This window comes from Nocardia sp. NPDC003482, from assembly GCF_053588115.1.
The window spans coordinates 224,403-248,950 of the sequence record NZ_JBSFPI010000010.1; the positions used below are offsets into that span (position 1 = coordinate 224,403).

Below are 24,548 nucleotides of genomic sequence, written 5' to 3' on the forward strand. Positions count from 1 at the left end.
TCGGGTGTCATCGCGCTCGCTCACACCGAAATCCGGTGGCCGAACGCTCGGCGTCCGCCGGGGCGAGCCGATCACTCACCCCAACCAAAAGCCGGTAGCCAACCGCTCGGCATCCGCCGGTCCCCGATCAGTCACCCCAACCAAAATCCGGTGGCCAACCGCTCGGCGTCCGCCGGGGCGAGTTCGATGTCGAAGACCTCGGCCACGACCTTGGGCAACTCGGCCGGTTCCAGGTCACGGATATCGGCGGTGCCGTCCGGATATTCGGTGATGAGGGTGGTGTTGTCGAGCACGTAATGGACGTCGGGGTGGAACCGCTGCACGTAGGGCCGGGTCACGAACGGCGAGCGCGGCGAGGTGGCGACGAAGTGGTTGCCGACCACGAAGTCGATGCGGTACTGCGGGTTCAGCGTGAAGCTGTGCCGGTCGACCCACCCGTCCTTGCCGAATTGATGCAGCGTCCACAGTTCGCTGTCCAGTTCCCCGCGCCCGCGCTCGAGCCGGAAGCGCCACTGTCCCGCCGTCACCTCGCCCGCGTCCGGATTCAGTTCGAGCGGCGCCAGCGGCCCCGCCCCGAAACCCACGTCGCACAACCAGACCCGCTCGTCGTCGGCCGTGGTGACCCGCAACAGGGCGTGGGTGGCCGGACGCACCCCGCCCGCACCCATGCTCACCCGCCCCTGCAATCCGGTGACGCCGAACCCGAGTCGTTCCAGCGCAGCCGCGAACAGCCCGACGTTCTCGTAGCAGTAGCCGCCCCGACGACCGCGAATCATCTTGTCCTGCAACGCTTCCAGATCCAACGGCAACGCCCGCCCGAACACCGGCTCGAAGTTCTCGAACGGGATCGTCGTGGTGTGGGCGTACTGCAACGCTCGCAGGGTCGCCACGCTCGCCGTCCGCTCCCCCTCGAAGCCGATGCGCGTGAGATAGCCGTCCAGATCCAGGGCGTCGCCGTCCCAGTGATACGCCGCGTCCGCAGGCTTGTTCATCGTCACCTCCGTTGTCGATCCCTTCGGTCAACCCGTAGCGATCCCGCACTGTTCCCGTGGTCCTCACCAGTACGGATACCGCTTCGCATCCGTATCCGCGACGAAGACCACCGCGTCGGCGCAATCCAGATCGTCGGGCGTGAGAGGGATGTGTCCGGGCACGATCGGCGCGCTCGCGGTGGTGGCGGCGGGCAGCGCGGCGCGCAGTGCCGGTGCGGGGAACAGGGCGCGCCGGGCGGTGACGGCGGCCAATTCGCCTTGGAGCGTGCCGGATTCGCTGTGCGGGTCGGCGTCGGTGGCGACGAAGACGTACCACTCGCCCAGGGCGGTGGCGACGAGCGCCCCGGCGCTGTCCCAGCTCACGTCGGCTGCCCCGACCGTCATGCGGGACCGCGCGCGCCGCAGGTGCGTGTTGTGGGCGAACACCAGGGTCGGTCCCCGGTGCTGCTCCCGGGCGAGGATCGCGAGGAGATTGTCGGCCATCATCTCCGCGCGCAGGCTGAGCAGGAGCGCGATGCGATCGGGACCGCGGCGCGCCAACGCCGTGTGATAGCGCAGCAGCCCCTGGGCGGTACGGGCGTGGGCGGCGGCGAGGTCGTATCCGGCCGGGTCGGCGGCTCGCAGGGCGGCAGCGGCGCGACGCAGGGCGCTGGCGACGTCGTCGGCGAGCACACGCAGGGCGCGGAGGCGGTCGGGGTCGGCGAAGGCCAGTTCCGGATCGTAGGTGGCCCCGGCATTCGTCCACTCCCCGTCGTCACCGAGTAAATCGTCTGCGGCGCAAGCGCTTTCGGGACGCAGCGCGTCGGGCAGACAGGCGATGGCCGCGGTCAGCGACCCGCGCGGGCTCGGAAGTTCGGTCTGGTCGAACGGCGCGTCGAACCCGTAGAAGTGGACGCGGTCCGCGGGCACGCGGTCGGCATTGTGCGCGCGCAACCACTCCACGAGTTCCCGATTGCCCGGCACATTGCCGAAGCGGTGACTGAATCCGCTGCGCAGCACCGTGTCGATGGCGCCCGCGGACCCGTTCACGTAGTCGTCGACGAGCGCGGCCGCGAAGAAGTCGCTCTCCAGCGCGATCGACCGGAAGCCACGCTCGACGAGGTGCGCGAGGATGTCGTTGCGCAGCAACGGAAATGCCGGGATGCCGTGCGTCGGCTCCCCGAGGGCGAACAGGGCGGGCGGCTCCCGACGCGCGCCCAGCAACTCGTCGAGAGCCCGCCCCAGACTCTCCGGATCGTCGAGCGCGCGACCCATCGCACGCAACGCGGTGACTGTGGACATGATCTCCCCTTGGTCGAAGGAACTGCCCTCGACGCTATCGTTGAAGAACCGAGTGAAACTTCCGCGCTATCCACCTGGAGCTTCCGCCGAAAACCCTCAAAGGAGCCCCTCCTGCGACCGATCGACCTGGCCCGCGAACACGGATTGTCCGCCCAGGCGATCCGCAACTACGACGCCGCAGGCGCCCTCCCACCCACCGACCGCGCCGACACCGGCTACCGCCACTACACCCCCCGCCACGCGCACGCCCTACGCGCCTTCCTCACCCTCCGCGAGGGCCACGGCCACCAGCACGCCCTGGCGATCATGCGCGCCGTCCACCGCGACGACCTCCCCGCGGCCTACCGCCTCCTCGACACCACCCACGTCGCCCTCCACAACGAACGCACCACCCACACCGAGGTCGCCACCGCCCTCACCACCCTGACCACGGCACCACACGACCCCGATCCGGCCGCAAGATCGACCTCGCACCACCCCGACCCGGCCGCAAAATCAGCCCCATACGACCCCGACCGGGCCGCGAAATCGACCCCGCACCACCCCAACCCGGCCCCACACGACCCCGACCCGGCCGAAACGTCGGCCCCACCCCTCACCGTGGGCGAACTCGCGCACCGCCTCGGCGTCCACACGGCGACGCTGCGCGCCTGGGAGGCCGCGGGTATTCTCCGCCCCGAACGCGAAAGGTCAACGGGCTACCGGCTTTTCGGCCCGGACTGCGTGCGCGATGCCGAGATCGTCCGGCAACTCCGGCGCGGCGGCCACCCCTTGGACCAGATCGCCCGCTTCCTCGCGTCCCTGCGCGCGGCGGGCGGCGCCGAAGCGCTGCGCGCCTTCCTCGACGCCTGGCAGGACCGGCTCACCGCCCGCGGGCGGGCCCTGCTCGCGGGCGCGGCTCAGCTCGACGCCTATCTGCGCGCGCTCGAGTAGTATTCGCCCATGCGTTCGATCGACACCGCGGAGCGGCGGGCCCGACTCGCGACCCGGCATCTGCTCGCCCCGGCGCGGCGCGTCGACGATCCGGCCGCGATCGCGGCGGCGATGGTCGCTCTGCACGCCACCGATCCGGCGACGGTGTACCTGTCGGCCGCCGCGCGCGGGCGCGCCCTCGAACCAGCGGACATGGAGCGGGCGCTCTACGACGATCGGTCGCTGCTGCGCATGCTGGCCATGCGCCGCACCATGTTCGTCGTCCCGGTGGATCTGGTTCCGGCCCTTCAGGTTTCGGTGGCGGACGCGCTGGCCCACAAGCAGCGCCGCACCTACGGGCGGTATCTGGAGGGCGTGGTCGAGGGCGATGTGCAGGCATGGCTGAGCGAGGTCGAGGCGGAGACCCATCGCGAACTGCTGGCCCGCGGCAGCGCCACCGGCGCCCAGCTCGGCGCGGCGGTGCCGCGGCTGCGCACCCAGGTCGACACCGCGCCGGGCAAGCCGTATTCCAAGCCCACCAACATCACCACCTGGGTGCTGGTCACCCTCGGCTGCGAGGGCGGCATCGTGCGCGGACGCCCGAACGGCGGCTGGACCAGCAGCCAGTACACCTGGGCGCCGATCGAATCCTGGCTGCCCGCGGGCATTCCCACGCTGCCGATCGACGAGGGCCGCACGGAACTGGTCCGGCGCTGGCTGCGCACCTTCGGCCCCGCGCCCGTCGCCGACCTCAAGTGGTGGACCGGCTGGACGCTGGGCGATGTGCGAAAGACGTTGGCGCGGTTGGACATCGCCGAAGTCGATCTCGACGGCACGACCGGCATCGCCCTCGCCGACGACCTCGAGCCCACCCCCGCCGTCGAGCCGTGGGCGGCGCTGCTGCCCGCCCTGGACCCGACGCCGATGGGCTGGCAGGCGCGCGACTGGTTCCTGGGCCCGCACGCTCCCGCGGTCTTCGACACCAACGGCAATATCGGTCCGACGATCTGGTGGGACGGACGAATCGTCGGCGGCTGGGCGCAGCGCAAGGACGGCGAAATAGTCTGGCGCACGCTCGAAGACGTGGGTAGCGATGCGGAGAGCGCGATCGAACGGGAGGCCGAATGCATTCGGGAGTTCTTCGGCGACGTGCGCGCGATTCCGCGCTTTCGCACGCCGCTGGAACGGGAACTCACCGCCTGATAACACGCCCCTGTGGCGGATATCACGCCATGGACCTGCGGGTTCGCGTGTCGCCAGGTCATCGTGGCGATGAAATTGCATCCGTCGTTTGCGATTTCGGACGCGTCCGGACAGTCGATCGTTTCGCGCCGGGCGGGGCGCTGCGTTCTGTTACCGTCGCGCCATCGATTGTCGTATTCGGACGGTAGGCGGCCGCCCGAACAATTCCACCTGTTTGGGGGTAGTTCCTTGTCCTTCGTCGACGATCTCGAAACGACTTCCACGCGCGCGGACACCTTCCGCGACACCATCTTCCGCGACGCGGCCGTCGGGGTCTGCGCCCTGGCGACCACCGCAGGCACCACCGGTGACCCCGAGCGCCGCATCCGCATCGCCGACCGCATCGAGGAATCGACCGTCCTGCATCACTTCTCGCAAGGGGAACTGCGAAATCTGTTCGAGGACAACTGGCTTCGGCTCACCCTCGATCCGGCCTTCGGTCGCGCGTACGTGCTCCAGCAGATCGCCCGCGCCACCGACAGCCCGGATCGCGCCCGCGCGGCGGTGTGGGCCGGAATCGAACTCGCCGGGCGGGTGGACGGCCGGGGCGCCGACGCGCTGCGCGACTGCTGTCGCGTATTGCGTTTGGCCCCGGGCGAATTCGGGCTGTAGCGGTTACATGTCCAAACCGAGGTCGAGGACCCGCACCGAGTGGGTCAGCGCGCCCACCGACAGGTAGTCGACGCCCGTGCGGGCGTAGTCGGCGGCCACGTCGAGGCTCAGTCCGCCGGAGGACTCCAGCTTCGTCCGTGGCGCCCGCGCGTCGCGGCGCTGCACCGCCGCCTGGGTGGCCCAGAGCGGAAAGTTGTCCAGCAGCACCAGTTCCACGTCCTCGGCCAGCACCGCGTCGAGCTGATCGAGATCGTCCACCTCGACCTCGCAGGCGATCTCCGGCGCGGCCGCGCGCACCGCCCGCAGCGCCGCCACCACCGAGCCCGCCGCGACGACGTGATTGTCCTTGATCAGGGCCGCGTCCCCCAGCCCCATCCGGTGATTGACGCCCCCGCCCATCCGCACCGCGTACTTCTGCAACGCCCGCAGCCCCGGCAACGTCTTCCGGCTGTCCCGAATCCGGCACTCCGTCCCCGCCACGGCATCCACCCACGCCGCGGTCGCCGTGGCGATCCCCGACATGTGCGTCACCAGATTCAACAGGGTCCGCTCCGCCACCAGCACCCCCCGAGCGGGCCCCACCACCCCCAACACCGTCTCCCCCGCCCGCACCCGAGTCCCATCCGAAACCCGTTCCGTCACTTCGTAATTCCCCGCCCCGATCACCTCATCGAGGACCACCACCCCCACATCGATCCCGGCCACCGTCCCCGCCTCCCGGGCCACCACCCCCGCCTTGACCACGGCGTCCCCCGAAACCGTCGCATTCGTCGTCACATCGGGCCCGTACCGCAGATCCTCCTCCAGGGCCCGCCGCACGATCCCCACCACTTCATCCCTGTCGAGCCCACCGTCCAGCGTCATCACTACCTCCTGATCGAAAAGTCTTGTCTCGGGCGGCTACGACGCCCTGGGCACGGCCAACCCGGTCCACCGTCCCGGCGGATCGGCCAGCTCCGGAACGATCTGCGGCCGCCCGTCGGCCCCCAAACGGACCGGCAGGCTGCGATGCAACTCCGCGCGCGGCTCCGGATGGTCGGAACGGGTGTGGCAGCCCCGGCTCTCGGTGCGGGCGGCGGCCGCCACCAGCAGCGCCCGGGCCGTGAGGGTCAGAGCGGAATCCTCGATATCCGTAACCGATTTCGCGACAGCGGAATTCGCGTTCTCGCCCCGCAGCAGCTGGACCAGGCCCAGCACCCCGGCCCGCAGTCCCTCCCCGTCGCGGACCACCGACGCGTGATCGGACATCAACGCCTGCAACGATGTTCGATCCGCCCGGGGGAACATCGGAACGGCGGCCGCGGCGATCTCGACACCCTCGTCCCGCCGCTCGATCGCCGCCGCCCCGACTCGCTCACCGACGACCAGCCCCTCCAGCAGACTGTTGGAGGCCAGCCGATTGGCCCCGTGCAGTCCGGTGCGCGCGACCTCGCCCGCCGCGTACAGCCCGGGAACCGTTGTGCGCCCGCAGGTATCGGTCACCACGCCCCCGCACTGGTAATGCGCCGCGGGCGCGACCGGGATCAGATCCCGCCGCGGATCGATCCCCGCCGCCAGGCACGAGGCCGTGATGGTCGGGAACCGCTCCGCGAAACCCTCGATCCCCCGCCCGTCGAGATACACGTGCTCGGTCCCGGTGGCCCGCATCCGCGCGGCCACCGCCCGCGAGACCACGTCTCGCGGCGCCAGATCACCCCGCGGATGCACCCCGTCCATGATCGAATTCCCTTGTCCGTCAACCAGTCTCGCGCTTTCCCCGCGCACGGCCTCGCTGATCAACGGCCGCCGCCCCACCCCGCCCCGCGCGAACAGCACGGTCGGATGGAACTGCACGAACTCGAGATCCGCCACGATCGCCCCGGCCCGCAGCGCCAGCGCCACCCCGTCGGCCGTCGCGCCCGCCGGATTGGTGCTGCACGCGTACAACTGCCCGAGCCCCCCGGTCGCCAGCAGCACCGCGGGCGCGTGCACCACGCCGAAGCCCTCGTCGGACACCGCGAGCACCCCGCGCACCCCGCCCGGCCCGGTCACGACATCGACCGCCGCCGCGCCGAACAACACCGGCAGCCCGGCCGCGTTCAATGCCCGCTGCACCTCCGCGCCCGTCGCGTCCCCGCCCGCGTGGATGATCCGCCGCGTGCTGTGCCCGCCCTCGCGGGTGCGCGAGATCTCCCCGTCGCGCCCGAGATCGAACACCGCCCCGAGGTCGGTCAGAGCCGCCACCGCGCGCCCGCCGCCCTCGACGATCGAGCGCACCGCCTCCGGATCGCACAGCCCCGCCCCGGCGACCACGGTGTCGTGCACATGCGAATCCACCGAATCCCCTTGCGGCGCAACGACGGCGATGCCGCCCTGCGCGTACTGGGTGGCGGTGTCGGTGGGCCCGCCCTTGCTCAGCGTCAGCACCCGCAGCCCGCGCAGCGAGGCGGTGCGCGCCGCGGTCAGGCCCGCGACGCCACCGCCGATCACCACGAGATCGGCCTCGGCCTCCCAGGTGAACGAGGTCATTCCCCGCCGCCGGGATTGCCGATGGCGATCATCCGCTGCACCGATTGCCTTCCGGCGGCGGCGGTTTCGGGATCCACGTGCACCTCGTCGCGCCCCTCGACCAGGCAGCGCAGCAGCGCGGCCGGGGTGATCATCTTCATGTACTTGCACGCGGCGCGGTCGTTGACGGCCTGGAAGTCGATGCCGGGCGCGGCCTTGCGCAGCTGGTGCAGCATGCCCACCTCGGTGGCGACCAGCACCTGATTCGACCGGGCGGCCCGGGCGGCGTCGATCATGCCCCCGGTGGACAGGATGTGCACCCGGTCGGCCGGGAACGCGCCCTCCCCCGCGAGGTACAGAGCCGAAGTGGCGCAACCACATTCGGGATGCACGAACAGTTCGGCATCGGGGTGGCTGCGCGCCTGCTCGGTCAGCTCGTCGCCGTTGATGCCCGCGTGCACGTGGCATTCCCCGGCCCAGATGTGCATGTTCTCCCGGCCGGTCACGCGCTTGACGTGCGCGCCGAGGAACTGGTCCGGCAGGAACAGCACCTCGCGGTCGGGGTCGATCGAGGCCACCACGTCGACCGCGTTGGAGGAGGTGCAGCAGATGTCGGTGAGCGCCTTCACCGCGGCCGTGGTGTTCACGTACGAAACCACCACCGCGTCGGGGTGCTCGGCCTTCCAGGCGCGCAACTCGTCGGCGTCGATGGAGTCCGCGAGGGAACAACCGGCACGTTGGTCCGGGATCAGCACGGTTTTCGCCGGGCTGAGGATCTTCGCCGTCTCCGCCATGAAATGCACTCCGCAGAACACGATCGTGTCCTCGGGCGCGGCCGCCGCGATCCGCGACAGCGCCAGCGAGTCACCGACGTGGTCGGCGACGTCCTGGATCTCCGGCAGCTGATAGTTGTGCGCCAGGACGGTCGCGTTGCGCTCCCGCGCCAGCCGCTTGATCTCCCGGGCCCACTCCGGGGTCGCCTCGACCCCCGTGAACCCCGACGGACCGTCCACTACATGCCCGGCAAGCATCATCGTCGCCATGGCAGGCTCCTTCCTCATGCGCTCGGCAACCGCGCCGATTCGCATACACCCGGTTTTCGACTTAGAATCGAAAACGTGCCCCATAGTAGCACCGTTCACGAATCGCTCACCGCCGTGTTCCAGGTTCGCCGCTTCCCCGACACCATCACCGCAGGTCAGAGCATCAGCGAGGCGATCGATCCCCAGTCGGTACGCAAGACCCCCGGCTGGCACACCGAACTCGCCGTGCTGCTGTGGGAGCGCGCGATGGAGCCGCAGACCGGCACCTGGTCCCTACCCGGCGGCCGCCTGCGCGACGACGAGGACCTCGACGCCTCGGCCCGCCGCCAGCTCGCCGAGAAGGTCGACGTCCGCGAACTCTGGCACCTGGAACAGCTTTCGGTCTTCAGCGACCCGCACCGCGTCCCCGGCCCCCGCCGCATCGCCTCGGCCTACCTCGGCCTGGTCCCCCTCACCGCCGACCCCCGCCTCCCGCCCGACACCCGCTGGCACCCCGTCTCCACCCTGCCCGCCATGTCCTTCGACCACGGCACGGTCGTCCACCACGCCCGCGCCCGCCTCGCCGCCAAACTCTCCTACACCAACATCGCCTTCGCCCTCGCCCCCGCCCGCTTCACCATGTCCACCCTCCGTCAAATCTATTGCGCCGCCCTGGGTTACGACGTGGACACCACCAACCTCCAACGAGTCCTCACCCGCCGCAAGGTCATCACCCCCACCGGCGCCACCGCCGCCCCCGGCAAATCCGGCGGCCGCCCCGCCGCCGTCTACCGCTTCACCGACGACGGCCTCCGCGTCACCGACGAATTCGCCGCATTGCGGCCACCGGGGTGAGCGCAATCGAACCTCGCGGCAGGTAGGCAACGACCCCAGCAGGCACTACACTGCCAGTAGAGTGAAGTTATGACTTCACTTCGGTTGGAGGTGTTGCATGACGGCCGGACGCTGACGTTGTTCGGCGCGGTGATCGGCGGAGCCTGCCGGGCGAGAGACTGGCTGGCGTCCTGCGACGAACGAACCAAGGCGCAGTTCTACGTACGCTTCGAACGTTTGACCACGATCGGATATCTGCGCAGCCCGGAAGAGATGCGCAGATTGCACTGCCCGGTCTCACCCTCCGTATCCGAGATCAAGACGAGGTCCGGTCATCGCTTGTACGTCATCCGCGAAGGTAACGACTGGATTGCCACACACGGAGCAAGAAAGCCTCCGGATCGGAAAGTATGTGAACAGGCGGCCCGTGCAATCGAGATTTGGAAGGAGGCGCACACCCCATGAACACCTGGTTCCCACGTACCCCGGAATCCGATGCGCTCGTCGCCGAGGAGCGCCTTGTCTTGGCGGCCACCGAGATGGTCCATGAAGCGCTGGAGGCGACGAATACCACCAAACGTCAACTCGCCGACATGCTGGGAGTTCGGCCGACAGAGATCAGTCAGCGGCTCAGCGGCCGTCGAAACCTCACCCTTCGGAGCCTGGCCCGAATGATGCATGTGCTCGGCTACGGCGTCGGCCTCGAAGCCATCCAACCCATCGATCGCACGGCGGCGGATGCGCGCGTCGGCACACGAATAGTCAAAGCTATTGAGCCACCGACCGGTTCACGCAACCGAAGTTGGAAGCTCGGTGTACGTGTCCTGATCGGCCCGATCAAAGCCGAGGAACGTGAGTTCGTGGAGCAGCGCATCTCTCGCGTGCTCGACGAACTGCACAACCTCGATCACATTCTCGAAGCCACGGCGACCATCCCGAAGAAGCGGGAAGTGGTGGTCGGACTGACCGTCGAAGCAGAGGATGCCTTGTCCGCGAGTCAAACCGGGATCGCCGCGCTCCGAACAGCGATCCATATTGTCGGCGACAAAACGCCAGGGTGGGAGGAAACGCTCGAACGACTCGTTCGAGACCTCCGCATCGACATCGATCCTTCGGAGCGCGACGAACAGGCCACCACCTGTTCCTGAGCACGAAGGAGTCCTAGCCGCAAGGGAATTGGAGACCACACCGGATCAGCGCGTCCCGTCCAGTTCCTCGATCGTCGCCAGCGACGGCGGGCGGGTTCGCTGGAGTTCGCTCGCGACCGCCTCCGCGTCCCGCAACACTCGAACCGCGTTGTGCCATGTCAGTTTCGCGATGTCACTGTCCGACCACCCGCGAACCAGCAACTCCGCCACCAGATTCGGGTACCCCGACACATCCTCCAACCCCGCCGTCACGAACGCTGTCCCATCGAAGTCACCCCCGATCCCGATGTGCTCGACCCCCGCCACCTCCCGCATATGGTCCAGATGATCCGCGATAGTTCCGACCGTCGGCACCGGCCGGGGATGCTCCGCCTCGAACGCCCGCTGACACGCCATCCCCGCCGGACTCGTATCCAGCGGATGGAACCCGTGTGCCACCATGTTCTCATCGGCCGCCGCGGTCCACCGAACCGCCTCGGGCAGAACGAATTTCGGCACGAACGTCACCATCGCGACGCCACCGTTCCCGGGCAGTACCGCGAGCACATCATCGGGCACATTGCGCGGGTGATCACACAGGGCCCGCGCGGACGAGTGCGAGAAGATTACGGGCGCTTCGGAAGTCGCGAGAGCGTCACGCATCGTCTCCGGGGACACATGCGACAGATCGACCAACATCCCCAGCCGATTCATCTCCCGCACAACCTCTTTCCCGAATGCCGTCAACCCGCCCGCCTTCGGTTCATCGGTCGCCGAATCCGCCCACGGCACATTGTCGTTGTGCGTCAACGTCATATACCGCACCCCCAGCCGATACAACGCCCGCAGTGTCGCCAGCGAACAGTCGATACTGTGCCCACCCTCGGCCCCCAGCAGTGAGGCGATCCGACCGGCCGTCCGCGCGTCCTCCATGTCCTGAGCCGAGTACGCCGCCCGCAACCGATCGGGAAACCGCTCGATCAGCGCCCGCACGAAGTCGATCTGTTCCAGCGTCGCGCTCACCGCGTGATCCCCGGCGAGGTCGCTGCGCACGTACACCGACCAGAACTGCGCCCCCACCCCACCGGCGCGCAGCCGGTCGAGATCGGTGTGCAGCAGCGAACTCTGGTCGGCGGCCAGGTCGACGGCGTTCAGGTCGTAGCGGGCGAGAACCCGCATGGCCCACGGCAGATCGTTGTGACCGTCGACCACGGGGGCGTCTCGCAGCAGGGCGCGGGCGCGCTCGAGTGTCATCGTTCCGTTCTACCCGGCCCCGGCCCGGTCGAACCGGCGACACGTCGGTTACTCCGGATCGCGCTTGCGATGCTTGCTCCCGCGCCGATACGTACGCTTGTTCGAAACAGGTTGCGCCGCATTGGATCTGCGCAGCTCGTGACGGCGACGCCAGGCCGTCAGATCGGCGCGCTCGGATTCGCCGAGCCGTCGGCGCGGTGTCGTGGTCATCGTCTCCCCCTGGTCGTCCTCGCCGAATGACGGTATTCGCGCCGATGCCGGGACCGCCAGCGAATTTCCGGGACCGCGCGATCCGGGTAGCGTGACCGGCATGGACTCGCTGCTGCACCGGATCCTCGACATCCCCCCGGCGTGGGTGTACGTGATCGTCACCCTGCTGGTGTTCGTCGAGGACGCCATCTTCGTCGGCTTCGTCGTTCCCGGCGAGACGGCCGCGGTGCTCGGCGGCGTCGCGGCCAGCCAGCACCACGTCGTGTTGTGGGCGATGATTCTGCTCGTGGTCGCCGCCGCCATCATCGGCGACAGCGTCGGCTACGAGGTCGGCAAGCACGTCGGCACCCGCCTGTTGCAAGCCTCGATTCTGGACCGCCACCGCGCCCGCCTGGACAAGGCTCAGGCGTTCCTGGCCAAACGCGGCGGCTGGGCGGTCTTCCTGGGCCGCTGGACGGCGTTCTTCCGCGCGGTCATGCCCGCCCTCGCGGGCACCGCCCGCATGCCGTACCCGAAGTTCCTGGCGTTCAACGCGACCGGCGGAATCGTCTGGGGCATCACCTTCGTCGTCCTCGGCTTCGTCGCGGGCCAGTCCTACGAGGTCGTCGCCAAGACGGTCGGCCGCTCGGCGGCCGGTGTGGTCGTCGCGCTCCTCGTCATCGGCCTGATCGTGTGGAAGGTCCGCGAACGCCGCCAGGAGCGCAAGCTGGAAACCGAGTACGAGGCCAGTCACCCGGCGGACTGAGTCAGCGAGAGTCGCTGTCCTGGAACGGATTCGCCCGCCCCGGGGAATCGGAGGCCGCGGTCCCGTACGGCCCGTAACTGACATCCGACGCGTACGGCCGTCGCCCGCCGGAACTCTCGGACACCGGCGCCCCCGCCCCCAGATCCTCCGACGTCGACAGCGCCGAGCCCACCAGGATCACCAGCGAGGCGAGCAGCGGCTGCACCACCAGCGCCGTCCACCCCGTCACCGTCGGCGCGAACTCGACGATCGTGTGCACGGCCGGATGATCCGGCCGTGAATGCAGCTGCCCCGCAACGAATTCCCCGCACCGCGCCATCAACCAGGCCCCGGCCAGCGAGCCGAACAGCAAGGCGCACTGCATGATCGGCCCCCGCACGCGCCGCAGCAGCCGCCACACCGCGACCGCCGAGACCAGCCCGACCACCGCCCCGATGCACACGAACACGGCGACCGCGTCGAACCGGTGCACGCTCTCCCCCGTCAGCGCGGCTCCGCGCCCGGGCTCGAGCACCACCACCTTCTCGGTCGGCGCGAGCAGCGCCCACACCACCCCGCCGAGCGCGCTCACCAGCAGCAGCGCGGCCGTGAACCAGCCCGCGACACGCCATTCGGGACTGCGCGCGCGGGTCGGCTCGGCGGTGGATGTGTGGGCCATCAACGATGGTCCAGGCTCGTGGAGTCGATCGTCCCGTGCCGAGAGCATTTCGCCCACCAGCCGTCGGGACTCACCTGCACGATCATCCGGCGGCCGCACTCCTCGCAGAAGCGCGGGGGCTCGAGCCCCAGGGCCGCCGCGGCCGGAACCGATACGGAGACACCGGCGATCACCGGCTCACCCGTGTACGGGTTGTAGCGCTGTTTCGTGTCCACGACCACCTCGATGCGGTATCGGTCCCGTGCCTTCGGCCGAGGAACGACCTTACAGTGTCTCGTTCAGGGCCTTGATCGGCATCTTCAGATCCGCGAGCAGATCCAGATCCTGTTCGGCCGGACGTCCGAGAGTCGTCAGATAGTTGCCCACGATGACGGCGTTGATGCCGCCGAGGATGCCCTGCTTGGCACCGAGATCACCGAGCGTGATCTCGCGCCCGCCCGCGAACCGCAGCATCGTGCGCGGCAGCGCCAGCCGGAACGCGGCGACCGCCTTGAGCGCCTCGGCGGCGGGCAGCACCTCGAGATCGCCGAACGGGGTGCCCGGCCGCGGGTTGAGGAAGTTCAGCGGCACCTCGTCGGGTTCCAGCGCGGCCAGCTGCGCGGCGAATTCGGCGCGCTGTTCGAGGGTTTCGCCCATGCCGAGGATGCCGCCGCTGCACACCTCCATACCCGCCTCGCGCACCATGCGCAGGGTGTCCCAGCGCTCCTCCCAGCTGTGCGTGGTGACCACGTTCGGGAAGTGCGATCGGGCCGTCTCGAGATTGTGGTTGTAGCGGTGCACGCCCATGGCGGCCAGTTGGTCAACCTGCTCCTGGGTGAGCATGCCCAGCGAGCACGCGACCTGGATGTCGACCTCGTTGCGGATCGCCTCCACCCCGGCGGCGACCTGCGCCATCAGCCGCGCGTCCGGCCCGCGCACGGCCGCGACGATGCAGAATTCGGTGGCGCCGGTCTTCGCGGTCTGCTTGGCCGCCTCGACCAGCGAGGGGATGTCGAGCCAGGCCGCGCGCACCGGCGACTGGAAAAGCCCGGACTGCGAACAGAAGTGGCAGTCCTCCGGGCAACCGCCCGTCTTGAGCGAGATGATGCCCTCGACCTCGACCTCCGGACCGCACCAGCGCATGCGCACCTCGTGCGCCAGCGCGAGCAGCTCCTCGAGCCGCTCGTCGCCGAGGCGCAGCACCTCGAGGGTCTGGTCCTGGGTGAGCCCCACGCCGCGATCGAGGACCTGCTCGCGGGCGACGGCGAGAATGTCGCTGTCGACCTCGGTCCGTGCCGGTGCCTGAGTCATGCGCGAATCCCTTCGTTCGGCCGGGTGGCCGGGCAACTTGAACGGTGTTCAGGCTAAGGTAGCGTGGGGTGCGAGTCAAAACGTGAAGGGATACGAATGCAGCTGCATCGCGCGGACGTGGTGGACGGGGCGATCGCGATCCTCGACCAGTACGGCCTGGCAGATCTGACCATGCGGCGGCTGGCGACCTCGCTCGGCGTGCAACCCGGCGCGCTGTACTGGCACTTCCCGAACAAACAGGCGCTGCTGGGCGCGGTGGCCGACCGCATTCTCGCACCCCTGGAAGACGTTGTGGCGGGCGAGAATTGGGCCGATCAGATCGGCGAGCTGGCGCACCGGCTGCGCGAATGCCTGCTGGCCTACCGCGACGGCGCCGAATTGGTCTCGGCCACTTACGCTTCCCGGTTGACCACGAGCAAGGGCCGGGAACGCTTGGCGGGCGCGCTGATTCGCGGCGGGATGACGCGCGAGGAGGCCGATCTGGGCGCGTACACGCTGTTGTACTATGTGCTCGGCGAGACGGTCGACGAGCAGTCGCGCATGCAGATGGATTCGGCCGGAGCGCTGCCCGACGAGTCCTCGCCGTTGTACGAGAACACCAGTGCCACAGAGCGTTTCGACTTCGGCTTGCAGTTGTTCCTGGGCGGGGTGCGGCACCTGCTGGGCGATCGGGTGCGTTAGCGCGAGGCGGCCAGCTGCTCGCCGTTGATCTGGCGGACGAACGGGACGATCTGCTCGCTGATGACCTTGTTGTACTCGCCGGGTTGTTGGCGCGGGTTGGCGTGGCCGGTGGTGCGGGTGAGCACGACCAGCAGGGTGCCGTTGACGCCGCCGACGTAATCGATGAGCACCTGGTGGGTGTAGACGTCGTCGACGATCGGGTCGCGGTCCGGATTGTGCGGGCGGATGAACGCGATGGCCGGGCGCGGTTTCCCGTTCGCCGGTTTGGCCAGCGCGCGCAGGTCGTCGATCGCGCCGCTGGCGACGATCGCCTTGAACTGGGCCTCGATCAGGCCGTTGCTGGCGACGTCGGAGTTGAAGATCTTCTGCTCCAGCACGTCGGAGACGGTGTGGCCGAGCCGCTTCGCCTCGATGCCGGGCGGGATACTGCCGTAGTCGATGAAATCGTTTCTGCGAGCGTAGGTTTCGGCGAGCAGGCGCAGGGTGCGGCTCTCCCGGGTGCCCGGCATCCAGCCCGTCCAGCGCAACAGATCCTCGCCCTGGTCGCGGCTCTCGGGGCGCACGGCGTCGAGGTTCACCGGCGTGCAGTCGAGGATGACCGCTTGTAGTCTCTTCGTACTGCCGGTGTGGATGTGCTTGCCGATCTCGAGCGAGATCACCCCGCCCATGCTGTGCCCGACGAGCACGATGTTGTCGATCCGCGCGGCGTCGGTGACCTTGACGATCAGATCGCTGATGACCTTGGTGTCGATACCGGTGTTGTCGTACCGCACCGCCCACACCGACCCCAGCTGCGTCAGCGACGGCAACGACCGCGCGGTATCGCTGGCATCGAGCGACCCGAGTCCGACCAGGTCGAACACCGCCGTATCCCGCCCCTGAACGTTCGCGGGCCCCGCGATCGGCATCACCGCCGGTTCGGTACGGGCCAACCGAGCCCGCTCGGGCGCGATGTCCCCCGCCCAGTACTGCACGAACAACCCGAGCACGACCAACGGAATCAACCCCACCCGCACCAACACCCGCCGAGTCCGCCGCAACGTCACCCAGTCGTGCCCCCACCGTGTTTCGGCCAGCCGCGCCCGCCGCCGCGCATCGTCGTAATCCGCGACGGTGGACGGGAGCCGGTCCTCGTGAAACATCCCTATCCACTGTAGGAGCTGTCCCCGGGGAAGATCATCCGTCGCATGCGGTGTGTCCCCCCGCTCGGACCCCTGTCAGCCAATGGCTATAGCACCCGATCCAGCTCTCCCCACCCCGAAGACCGGCGAGAAGATTCCCCACTCCTTCCTCCCCTCACCCCCACCCCACACCCTCGCGTGACACTCCACACCCCCGCCGAGATCCCCCTCCCCCGTTTGCGAATCCCCGTGTCCGGTAACCCCTTCCGCCCAGTTCCCTCCCCAGGCGCACGAACCGAGCCGCACGAACACAGGCACACGGACCCAGGCGCACCCTTTATTCGGGTCCCCCTGCCCGGTAAACCCCTCCCCCAAAGCTCGCTACCCCCAGGCGCACGAACACAGCCGCACCCTTTATTCGGATCCGCACCCTTTACATGGCCCCGAAGGGGGTGCGGATTCAAATAAAGGGTGCGGCTGGGGTTGGCGGTCAGGGGAGGATTTCGGCTAGGCCGAGCATGTTGCCCTCGCTGTCGCGGAACCAGGCGGCTCGTTCGCCGGTGCCCTTGCTGGGGTAGTTGCCTTCGATGGTCATGATGCCGTTCTCGGCGCCGTCGTACTCCTCGAAGACGACGCCGCGGGCGCGCAGGTCGCGGACGGTCGCCTCGATGTCGTCGACGTAGAAACCCATCTGGGTGAAGGAGCCGTTCGAGGCGCCCGCCGAGGCGAAGAGGCAGAACACGCCCGACGAGCCTTCGTACCGCAGACCGCCCGGACGTTCCTCGACCGGCTCGAGCCCGAGCTTCTCCGCGTACCAGCGGCGGGCCCGAGCGAGATCCTGCGTGGGGATGCGCGCTTCGACGCGGGCGTTGTTCAGCACGTGCGCATGGTAGCCAGGATCAGAGCCGCGCGGTCCACCCCGGAGCGAACCACGTTCCCGCCTCGGCCGCGAACCGCTCCGGCGCGTACCGCCCCGCACCCTCGGGAATGACCCCGACGATATCGACCCCCGTGACGGCGGGCAGGTCGGTGCGATTGCATTCGGCCGCGAGATCCGGTGCGGCGGGCCAGGATCCGATGACCAGACCCGCGCAGTCGAGCCCGGCGGCGGCGAGGGCTCGGGTCGTGAGCTCGCTGTGATTGAGGGTGCCCAGCCCGGCGGCCGCGACCACGAGCACGGGGGCGGCGAGTTTCCGGGCGAGTTCGAGGAGGGTGAACTCGCCGAGGCGGACCAGCAGACCGCCCGCCCCCTCGACGAGGGTGAGGTCGGCGTCGGCGAGGGAGTCGATGGCGGCGACCGTGTCCCCGAGCGTCAGCAACGGTTGCCCGCAGCGGCGGGCGGCGGTGTCGGGGGCGAGCGGGTCGGGGTAGCGGGCCAGTTCGAGGGTGCGGGTCACACCGGACAGGCGGGCGATCTCGGCGAGGTCGCCGGATTCGCCTGGGGCGACACCGGTTTGGGCGGGTTTGCAGACGGCGACGGAGCGTCCGGCCGCGCGGGCCGCCGCGGCGAGGGCGGCGGTGGTGATGGTCTTGCCGACCTCGGTCGAGGTGCCGGTCACGATCAAGGTGCTCATACCGCGGTGTCCTCCGTTCGGCTCGGGCGGGATCCCATGGCTCGCGCGTCACGTCCTGGTTCCCGCCGGGCGCGCGCTGTGGTCTCGGGCGGGGTGCCCATCCCCCTCGACGTATTCGTGCTGGGTGACGGCCAATACCTCACGACCGCGCGACAATTGGATGTGCTCATGCGGGTGTGCCCATCCCCATCGACGTATTCGTGCTGGGTGACGGCCAGTACCTCACGACCACGCGACAATTCGGTGCGCTCATGCGGGTGCGGCCTCCGCGCGACGAGCGTCGGCCAGCACCTCGGTGAGAACCGTTGCGATGGTGGCCATTTCGGCGTCGCTGAGATCCGCGCGAGCGGTCAGGCGGAGGCGAGAGGTGCCCTCCGGGACCGAGGGCGGGCGGAAGCAGCCGACGCTCAAACCGCGGGCCCGGCAGGCTTGGGCGGCGTCGTAGGCGCGTTGCGCCTCGCCGATGACCACCGAGACGACGGCCGAATCCGGTTGCGGGACTTGGGATATGCGAGCGATCTCGGCGGCTCGGGTGCGAACCCGGATGGCCATCTCGGGATCGCGGCGCAGCAGGCGCAGGGCGGCGCGGGCGGCGCCCACGGCGGCCGGGGCCAAACCGGTGTCGAAGATGAAGGTGCGTGCGGAATCGATGAGGTGGGCGCGCACGCGCTCGTCGGCCAGGACCACACCGCCTTGTGCCGCAAGGGCTTTCGACAAAGTCGCGGTGATCACGAGGTCCGGTTGTCCGGCCAGGCCCAGTTCGTGCACGAGTCCCCGGCCGCCGGTTCCGCGCACGCCGAGCCCGTGCGCCTCGTCGACGACCAGCACCGCGCCGCGGGCCCGCGCCACGCGATGCAGCTCGGTCAGCGGCGCGAGATCGCCGTCGGCGCTGAACACCGAATCGGTGATCACCAGCGCCCGTTCCTCGGTGCGCTCGGCGAGCAGTCGATCGACCGCCTCGACATCGCAATGCGGCGCGATCTCGACCCGCGCCCGCGACAACCGACAGGCGTCGACCAGCGAGGCATGACTCCCCGCGTCCGACACCACCAGCGACCCCCGCCCCGACAACGCGGTGACCACCCCGAGGTTCGCCGCGTACCCCGACGCGAACACCAACCCGGCCCGCGCCCCCACGAACTCCGCCAACTCCGCCTCGAGCTCCTCGTGCTCGAGCGTCGTCCCGGTCACCAACCGCGACCCGGTGGACCCCGTCCCCCACTTCCGCACCGCCTCGATAGCCCCCTCCGCCACCTCCGCCCGCCGCGAAAGCCCCAAATAATCATTCGAAGCAAGATCGATCATCCCCGTCACCGGCCCCCGAGCCCGCAACTCCCGCCGCAGCCCCGCCCGCACCCGCTCCCCGGCCCGCACATCCAACCAGCCCAACGGATCATTCACAGCCAGCAGCATACTTGAACACCGTTCAAGCCCAACCCCCACCCCCAGCCACACCACCCCAGCCGCACCCTTTATTCGAATCCGCACCCCTTGTGTAGCCCTGCAACGGGTGCGGATTCGAATAAAGGGTGCGGCTGTGTTGCCGCGCCTGGGGGTTGTGGGGGCTTTCGAAGCAGGTGCAGCTGGGGGCGTTGCCGGGCGCTCCCTGCGCCTCGGTCAGGGTTGGGGTTTGAATCTGAGGTGGAGGACGCCGTCGCCCTGGATGACCAGGTGGGGGGATTGGAGGAGGTGGTGGGTGGTGGTGTCGGTGAAGTAGCGCTTGCCGGAGCCGAAGACGACGGGAACTACGTCCATTGCTACCTCGTCTATGAGGCCCGCGTTGAAGATTTGGCTGCCTACCTCGCCTGCGTTCACGGCGACGGTTCGGTCGCCTGCGAGGTCGCGGGCCTTGGCGACGGCGGACTTCACGTCGTCGACGAAATGGTAGGAGGCTTCGGGGTGCCAGCCTTCGGGTTTGGGGCGGTGGGAGACGACCACGACGTGGTCTCCGGCCGGGGGGCTGCCCTCCCAGCCGTTCACGAGGTCGAAGAGGTTGCGGCCCATGATGATCGTGCCGATCGAGGCCCACATGGTGCGGACGTAGTCGGCGGAGGCGCGGGAGACCTTGAAGCCGGCGCCCGATCCGGAGTGGTCGAAGCCTTCGTCGCGGTCGGGGGTGATCGGGGTGTCACCGTTGAAGTACCAGTCGTGGAGGGGGCCGACGTCGTCGTTGTCGTCGGCGATGAAGCCGTCCAGGGATACGACGTTGTGCATGATCACGGTGCCCACGGGTGCTCCTCGGGTTCGCTCGGCGCTGCTGGTTCCGATCTTGTCCGGTCGCGAGGGGGGCGGGCTTGTAAAAAATCACTCGGCGGGCATAGGGCCGTTGTCGGGCGGGAAGTCCCGGGCGGCGGGCAGTCGGCGTCGCAGGGCGAGGTATTCGGTGGGGGTGTGGCCGGTGAAGTCCTTGAACTCCTTGGCGAAATGGGCCTGGTCGAAGTAGCCCGCCGCGTGGGCGAGGGCGGACCAGTCGACCGGGCCCAGGGCGTCCACGGAGAGGATCAGACTCGCGAAGCGATAGATCCGCGCCACCCGTTTCGGCGTCACGCCCACATGCGACTTGAATTGCGCCGCAAGGTGATTGACGCTCACGCCGACGGCCTCGGTGAGCGCACCCACCGGCACGGCACCGCGGCAGGTCTCCAACCGAACCCCGGTGTGCCGGACCAGGTCGAGGCCACGCGCCGGTTCGAGGAGCCGTGCCAGCAACTCCTCCTCCACGATCCGTAGCGTCTCCGTAGCCGAGCCGCACTCGCCCACCCGATCGCGAATCCGGTCCGCGGCCCGCGAGCACACGGCATCGACGGGCACCCAGCGGTCCCGCAACTCGGACGCGGGCACTCCCACGAACGGCGAGAGCCCCCACGGCTTGAAATGCACCCCCACCATCCGCACCCGCTCCGGATACTCGAAGAGAAACCGCCGGGTCCACAGCCCCATGACCAATCCACCGGTGAACACCACCGGCGGCACCGCCGCATCCGAATCCCAAATCCGAACCGGCGCACCCAAATTCACGAACAAATGCGCCGACGGCATGGGCGGCACATTCATCCGCCGATACCGCGGCACCCCACTCAAGCAGTAGATGTCATCGACAAACCGATCGAGCGGCGGCCCCGGCACCCGTCCCACATACCGCATCCCCCCAGTCTCACCGCCCCTCCCTTACCCCGCCACAGAAACACGCGCTCGCCGACCACTTTGCCGATGATCTTGGAGATGGTGTCCTTCGACGCACCGTGGATGTCGGCGAAATGGGCGGCGACCTCAACCGGCGTTGCCGCGTGCCCACGATCTGCGAACGACGAGTCCCGGTCACTGTGCTTGATAATCTGGAAGCGGCAAGACGATTCGCCAGTGTGATCGTAGGGGAATTCATGGGGGGCATTTCGGCCGAGGCGGTGGCCGCGTTCGTCGCCGCGCTCGCGTTGGTGGTGACCACGGCGTCGGTGTTCTATCTGGCCCGGCAGACCAAGGCGGTGGCGGAACAGAGCCGGGCGGGAATCGAGCAGGCCAGGATCAGCAACGTGATGGCGGCGATCTCCGCGAACAACACGGTGCTGGGGGCGCTGCGGGAGGTGCATATGCTCATGCTGCGTCGGCCCGGTACCCGTCGCTACTTCTACGAGAACCAACCGTTGCCGAAACGGCACGACGCCCGGGACGAGATCGTCACGATCGCCGAAGCCCTGGCCGACGTGCTGTGCATCGGGATCCACGCGCATCTGCGGATCCCGGCGAGCGAGAGCGCGCTGCCGTGGAACGACTACTGCCGCACCGTGATCGGGACCAGCCCGGTGCTGCGGGAACTGGTGCGCGAACATCCGACGTATTGGCCGTATCTGCCACCGCTGCTTCCGGAATCCACGCTCGCCCCGGAGGCCGTGCCGCCGCCTGCGGTCCCCCGGACGGCAGCGGATCCGGGCGTCCCGAGACGCCGAAATCTCCTCGGCTGGTTCGATCGAGGGGCACTTGGACTGGACCGCGTCCTGTAAGTCACCGTAGCCGGGGGATGAGAGCGGCGATGATGAGTTCGGCCTGTTAGTAGGCGGCTCGATGCGAATACGCCCGGTCGGCGACGACATCGGAGCGGATCCGGGGACGGCCGCGACCGACCCGCCCAACGCTGATGCCATCCGCAGCTTTGCCGCCAGACCCGACCAGCGGTTGGGCCGGAGCTCGAGGTCATCGAGCGGCAGCGGCGGCTCTCGGTACGACTGTGCGGTGAGTGTGGGCCAAACGGCAGAGATCGGCGGGGACGAGGACGTCGGTGCGGGTCCAGGATTCGCTTGGGACGCAGGCTGATTGGGAAATGTGGGCGGCGTTGGAAAAACCGTGGCGGGCCAAGAGGGCGTCCATATCGGACGGTGTGTGGAAGCTCAGCCACGGCTCGCCGTGGTCGGCGGCGGCGGTAAGCGCTATGTCGGCATAGGCGGCGCCTCGGGGGTCTCGATGGGATGGAGGGAGGGCATATTCGAGGATGAGATGGAAAGTGGGCGTCGAGGCGAGCGCTGCACCAGCCCCGCTCAGCCCACCGAGCGAGGCCACCAGACCCTCGACAGCACCCGCACTGAGGTACATCAGCACCCCCAAACACACGATGAGACTCGGCCGGGCGGGGTCGAAACCGGAGGACACGAGGTGCGGAACCAGCGAATCCGTCTCCAGATCCACCGGAAGATAGACCGTCCGACCGAGAGGCTCGATGCCCCGCTCGGACAGCACCCGACGTTTCGCGCCCTGAGTAGCGGGATGATCGACCTCGAAAACGGTGAGACCGGCGGCAAGGGCCGAACGATAGGCAAAGGTGTCCAGCCCGGCACCGAGGATGACGTACTGCTCGAAACCCCCTGTCGCCAAACACTTCTCCGCGTAATAGCTCCGCGTAGTGACCTGCGCCCTCGTCCCCGCCAGCACGATGTGATCCCCACGCACACGGTGATAGGCGATCAGCTCCTCGGCCCGCCCACCGAGCATCACCCCGGCCAGACTGTCACGAAAGAGATACGGCTCATCGTCCACGATCAAATGCGCGGCGCGAGCGGCAGCGGACATGAGGGCGGTAGTGCTGGGCTGAGTATCACGCATCGAAATCCTCGCTCAAAGAGATGGCGAAAACCGATGGTAGACAAGGAATTTCAACCTTGCCGCCATTATATCACGCGAACATAAATTCCCGATAACAGCGAAACAACCGAAACCACAACACTTTCAGGCCGAGGCCGCCGCCACCACCGCCCCCGAGATCCGCGCGATATCCTCCACGGAACTGATATACGGCGGCATCGTGTAGATCAGATTCCGAAACGGCCGCAACCACACCCCAGCCGCGACGGCGGCGTCGGTGGCCCGGCGCATATCCACCGGACGATCCAGCTCCACCACCCCGATCGCCCCGAGCACGCGCACATCCACCACACCCGGAACCGATTGCGCCGCAGCGAGTCCCGCCGTCAGCCCGGCCTCGATCCCCGCGACCTCCGCCCGCCAGTCCCGGGAGAGCAGCAACTCGATCGACGCCACCGCCACCGCACACGCCAACGGATTGCCCATGAACGTCGGCCCGTGCATCAACCCGCCGTGCCCGGCGCTGATCGTCTCCGCGATCCGGCTCGTGCACAGCGCGGCCGCCAGGGTGAGATAACCGCCCGTGAGCGCCTTCCCCACACACATCACATCCGGCGCGACCCCGGCCCGGTCCGCCGCGAAAAGCGTTCCGCTGCGGCCGAATCCGGTCGCGATCTCGTCGAACACCAGCAGCACGCCGTACTCGTCGCAGAGCCTGCGCAGGTCGTTCAGGTAGCGCGGATGATGGAACCGCATCCCGCCCGCGCCCTGCACGATCGGCTCCACGATAACCGCCGCCAGTTCGTCGGCGTGGGCGGCCAGCAGCTGCTCCAGCGTCGAGACGTACTCGGGCACATAGTCTTTCGGGGGGACGGGGGCGAACACCTGCTCGGCCAGCACATCGGTCCACAACGAGTGCATCCCGCCCTCGGGATCGCACACGCTCATCGGCGTGAACGTGTCCCCGTGATAGCCCCCGCGCCAGGTGAACAGCCGCCGCTTCCCGGGCCGTCCCAGCGCCCGCCAGTATTGCAGGCACATCTTCGCCGCCACCTCCACCGACACCGACCCGGAGTCGCAGAGGAACACCTTGTCCAGCCCGGCGGGGGTCAGCTCCACCAGCAGTCGCGCCAACCGCGCCGCGGGCTCGTGGGTCAGGCCGCCGAACATCACGTGGCTCATCCGCCGCGACTGCTCGACCAGCGCCGCGTCCAGCACCGGATGCCGATACCCGTGCACGGCGGCCCACCACGAGCTCATGCCGTCGACGAGTTCGCGCCCGTCGGCGAGCGTCAGGCGGGTGCCGGACGCGCTCGCGACGACCAGCGGTTCGGTCGTGGCCGGGAAGCCGCCGTAGGGATGCCAGACGTGCGCGGCGTCGAGTGCGGTGATCTCGTCGGATTTCACGGAAGTCCTCCACGACAGCGGCCTTGAAC

General features: G+C 68.8%; 27 protein-coding genes. 9 read left to right on the top strand and 18 right to left on the bottom strand.

The window, feature by feature from the left end:
* Nucleotides 1-131 precede the first annotated feature (131 nt).
* Both ACWDSJ_RS18195 and ACWDSJ_RS18200 read right to left on the bottom strand, forming a co-directional pair.
* Nucleotides 132-992, bottom strand: a complete 861-nt coding sequence (locus ACWDSJ_RS18195) for an arylamine N-acetyltransferase family protein (protein ID WP_450033230.1) — start codon at nt 990-992, stop codon at nt 132-134.
* 63 nt (nt 993-1,055) lie between these two features.
* A complete protein-coding gene (locus ACWDSJ_RS18200) occupies nt 1,056-2,273 on the bottom strand; it encodes an erythromycin esterase family protein (protein ID WP_450033231.1) in 1,218 nt (405 codons plus the stop codon).
* Nucleotides 2,274-2,384: 111 nt separating this feature from the next.
* On the opposite strand from ACWDSJ_RS18200, the gene ACWDSJ_RS18205 reads away from it, so the two are divergent.
* The 3 genes from ACWDSJ_RS18205 to ACWDSJ_RS18215 all read left to right on the top strand — a co-directional run bounded on the left by ACWDSJ_RS18205 (nt 2,385) and on the right by ACWDSJ_RS18215 (nt 5,039).
* Nucleotides 2,385-3,206, top strand: a complete 822-nt coding sequence (locus tag ACWDSJ_RS18205) for a TioE family transcriptional regulator (RefSeq protein ID WP_450033289.1) — start codon at nt 2,385-2,387, stop codon at nt 3,204-3,206.
* A gap of 9 nt (nt 3,207-3,215) precedes the next feature.
* The gene (locus tag ACWDSJ_RS18210) at nt 3,216-4,388 is read left to right on the top strand and encodes a winged helix DNA-binding domain-containing protein (protein ID WP_450033232.1); all 1,173 of its coding nucleotides are present in this window, start codon (nt 3,216-3,218) and stop codon (nt 4,386-4,388) included.
* Between the two features lie 228 nt (nt 4,389-4,616).
* Nucleotides 4,617-5,039, top strand: coding sequence for a hypothetical protein (locus ACWDSJ_RS18215; protein WP_450033233.1), 423 nt, complete (start codon nt 4,617-4,619; stop codon nt 5,037-5,039).
* 3 nt (nt 5,040-5,042) lie between these two features.
* Here the strand turns inward: ACWDSJ_RS18215 and nadC are convergent, their stop codons facing one another.
* The 3 genes from nadC to nadA are packed head-to-tail and all read right to left on the bottom strand — an operon-like array spanning nt 5,043 to nt 8,569.
* The gene (gene nadC / locus ACWDSJ_RS18220; protein ID WP_450033234.1) at nt 5,043-5,903 is read right to left on the bottom strand and encodes a carboxylating nicotinate-nucleotide diphosphorylase; all 861 of its coding nucleotides are present in this window, start codon (nt 5,901-5,903) and stop codon (nt 5,043-5,045) included.
* A gap of 36 nt (nt 5,904-5,939) precedes the next feature.
* On the bottom strand, nt 5,940-7,547 hold the full coding sequence (locus tag ACWDSJ_RS18225; protein WP_450033235.1) for an L-aspartate oxidase: 1,608 nt from the start codon (nt 7,545-7,547) through the stop codon (nt 5,940-5,942).
* Nucleotides 7,544-8,569, bottom strand: coding sequence for a quinolinate synthase NadA (gene nadA / locus ACWDSJ_RS18230; RefSeq protein WP_450033236.1), 1,026 nt, complete (start codon nt 8,567-8,569; stop codon nt 7,544-7,546). The genes ACWDSJ_RS18225 and nadA overlap by 4 nt, the downstream gene beginning before the upstream one ends.
* 75 nt (nt 8,570-8,644) lie before the next feature.
* On the opposite strand from nadA, the gene ACWDSJ_RS18235 reads away from it, so the two are divergent.
* The 3 genes from ACWDSJ_RS18235 (at nt 8,645) to ACWDSJ_RS18245 (ending at nt 10,530) form a co-directional block, all read left to right on the top strand.
* On the top strand, nt 8,645-9,403 hold the full coding sequence (locus ACWDSJ_RS18235) for an NUDIX hydrolase (protein WP_450033237.1): 759 nt from the start codon (nt 8,645-8,647) through the stop codon (nt 9,401-9,403).
* Between the two features lie 69 nt (nt 9,404-9,472).
* Nucleotides 9,473-9,847 carry a hypothetical protein gene (locus ACWDSJ_RS18240; protein WP_450033238.1) on the top strand — a complete coding sequence of 125 codons (375 nt, stop codon included), beginning with the start codon at nt 9,473-9,475 and terminating at the stop codon, nt 9,845-9,847.
* Nucleotides 9,844-10,530 (top strand): helix-turn-helix domain-containing protein, encoded by a 687-nt coding sequence (locus ACWDSJ_RS18245; protein ID WP_450033239.1) that lies wholly within the window; start codon nt 9,844-9,846, stop codon nt 10,528-10,530. The genes ACWDSJ_RS18240 and ACWDSJ_RS18245 overlap by 4 nt, the downstream gene beginning before the upstream one ends.
* Before the next feature lie 45 nt (nt 10,531-10,575).
* Here the strand turns inward: ACWDSJ_RS18245 and ACWDSJ_RS18250 are convergent, their stop codons facing one another.
* Nucleotides 10,576-11,763: a dipeptidase gene (locus ACWDSJ_RS18250; protein WP_450033240.1), complete on the bottom strand. Its 1,188-nt coding sequence runs from the start codon at nt 11,761-11,763 to the stop codon at nt 10,576-10,578.
* Nucleotides 11,764-11,811: 48 nt separating this feature from the next.
* On the bottom strand, nt 11,812-11,973 hold the full coding sequence (locus ACWDSJ_RS18255) for a hypothetical protein (protein WP_450033241.1): 162 nt from the start codon (nt 11,971-11,973) through the stop codon (nt 11,812-11,814).
* A gap of 100 nt (nt 11,974-12,073) precedes the next feature.
* On the opposite strand from ACWDSJ_RS18255, the gene ACWDSJ_RS18260 reads away from it, so the two are divergent.
* Nucleotides 12,074-12,718, top strand: a complete 645-nt coding sequence (locus ACWDSJ_RS18260; RefSeq protein WP_387361791.1) for a DedA family protein — start codon at nt 12,074-12,076, stop codon at nt 12,716-12,718.
* Between the two features lies 1 nt (nt 12,719).
* On the opposite strand, the gene ACWDSJ_RS18265 is transcribed toward ACWDSJ_RS18260, so the two are convergent.
* The 3 genes from ACWDSJ_RS18265 to bioB are packed head-to-tail and all read right to left on the bottom strand — an operon-like array spanning nt 12,720 to nt 14,666.
* A complete protein-coding gene (locus tag ACWDSJ_RS18265) occupies nt 12,720-13,376 on the bottom strand; it encodes a DUF2567 domain-containing protein (RefSeq protein WP_450033242.1) in 657 nt (218 codons plus the stop codon).
* Nucleotides 13,376-13,591, bottom strand: coding sequence for a biotin synthase auxiliary protein BsaP (gene bsaP, locus ACWDSJ_RS18270; protein ID WP_450033243.1), 216 nt, complete (start codon nt 13,589-13,591; stop codon nt 13,376-13,378). Before bsaP ends, ACWDSJ_RS18265 begins: the two co-directional genes overlap by 1 nt.
* Nucleotides 13,592-13,640: 49 nt before the next feature.
* Nucleotides 13,641-14,666, bottom strand: coding sequence for a biotin synthase BioB (bioB, locus tag ACWDSJ_RS18275; protein ID WP_450033244.1), 1,026 nt, complete (start codon nt 14,664-14,666; stop codon nt 13,641-13,643).
* Between the two features lie 96 nt (nt 14,667-14,762).
* Here bioB and ACWDSJ_RS18280 point away from each other — a divergent pair, with 96 nt between their 5' ends.
* On the top strand, nt 14,763-15,347 hold the full coding sequence (locus ACWDSJ_RS18280; RefSeq protein WP_387361783.1) for a TetR/AcrR family transcriptional regulator C-terminal domain-containing protein: 585 nt from the start codon (nt 14,763-14,765) through the stop codon (nt 15,345-15,347).
* On the opposite strand, the gene ACWDSJ_RS18285 is transcribed toward ACWDSJ_RS18280, so the two are convergent.
* From ACWDSJ_RS18285 to ACWDSJ_RS18310, 6 genes are all read right to left on the bottom strand, one after another.
* Complete coding sequence (locus tag ACWDSJ_RS18285; protein ID WP_450033245.1) at nt 15,344-16,489, bottom strand: alpha/beta fold hydrolase; 1,146 nt, start codon at nt 16,487-16,489, stop codon at nt 15,344-15,346. The genes ACWDSJ_RS18280 and ACWDSJ_RS18285 overlap by 4 nt on opposite strands.
* Nucleotides 16,490-16,958: 469 nt before the next feature.
* On the bottom strand, nt 16,959-17,348 hold the full coding sequence (locus tag ACWDSJ_RS18290) for a VOC family protein (protein ID WP_450033246.1): 390 nt from the start codon (nt 17,346-17,348) through the stop codon (nt 16,959-16,961).
* 19 nt (nt 17,349-17,367) lie between these two features.
* Entirely contained in the window at nt 17,368-18,042 is a 675-nt protein-coding gene (bioD, locus tag ACWDSJ_RS18295) for a dethiobiotin synthase (RefSeq protein ID WP_450033247.1), read from the bottom strand.
* Between the two features lie 249 nt (nt 18,043-18,291).
* A complete protein-coding gene (locus ACWDSJ_RS18300) occupies nt 18,292-19,455 on the bottom strand; it encodes an 8-amino-7-oxononanoate synthase (RefSeq protein ID WP_450033248.1) in 1,164 nt (387 codons plus the stop codon).
* Between the two features lie 204 nt (nt 19,456-19,659).
* Nucleotides 19,660-20,271: a dihydrofolate reductase family protein gene (locus ACWDSJ_RS18305; RefSeq protein WP_450033249.1), complete on the bottom strand. Its 612-nt coding sequence runs from the start codon at nt 20,269-20,271 to the stop codon at nt 19,660-19,662.
* A 75-nt stretch (nt 20,272-20,346) separates the two neighbouring features.
* Nucleotides 20,347-21,186 (bottom strand): helix-turn-helix domain-containing protein, encoded by an 840-nt coding sequence (locus tag ACWDSJ_RS18310; RefSeq protein WP_450033250.1) that lies wholly within the window; start codon nt 21,184-21,186, stop codon nt 20,347-20,349.
* 236 nt (nt 21,187-21,422) lie between these two features.
* Here ACWDSJ_RS18310 and ACWDSJ_RS18315 point away from each other — a divergent pair, with 236 nt between their 5' ends.
* A complete protein-coding gene (locus ACWDSJ_RS18315) occupies nt 21,423-22,040 on the top strand; it encodes a hypothetical protein (protein WP_450033251.1) in 618 nt (205 codons plus the stop codon).
* Nucleotides 22,041-22,230: 190 nt separating this feature from the next.
* Here the strand turns inward: ACWDSJ_RS18315 and ACWDSJ_RS18320 are convergent, their stop codons facing one another.
* Complete coding sequence (locus tag ACWDSJ_RS18320) at nt 22,231-23,100, bottom strand: class I SAM-dependent methyltransferase (RefSeq protein ID WP_450033252.1); 870 nt, start codon at nt 23,098-23,100, stop codon at nt 22,231-22,233.
* Between the two features lie 156 nt (nt 23,101-23,256).
* On the bottom strand, nt 23,257-24,519 hold the full coding sequence (locus ACWDSJ_RS18325) for an adenosylmethionine--8-amino-7-oxononanoate transaminase (protein ID WP_450033253.1): 1,263 nt from the start codon (nt 24,517-24,519) through the stop codon (nt 23,257-23,259).
* Between the last annotated feature and the right edge of the window lie 29 nt (nt 24,520-24,548).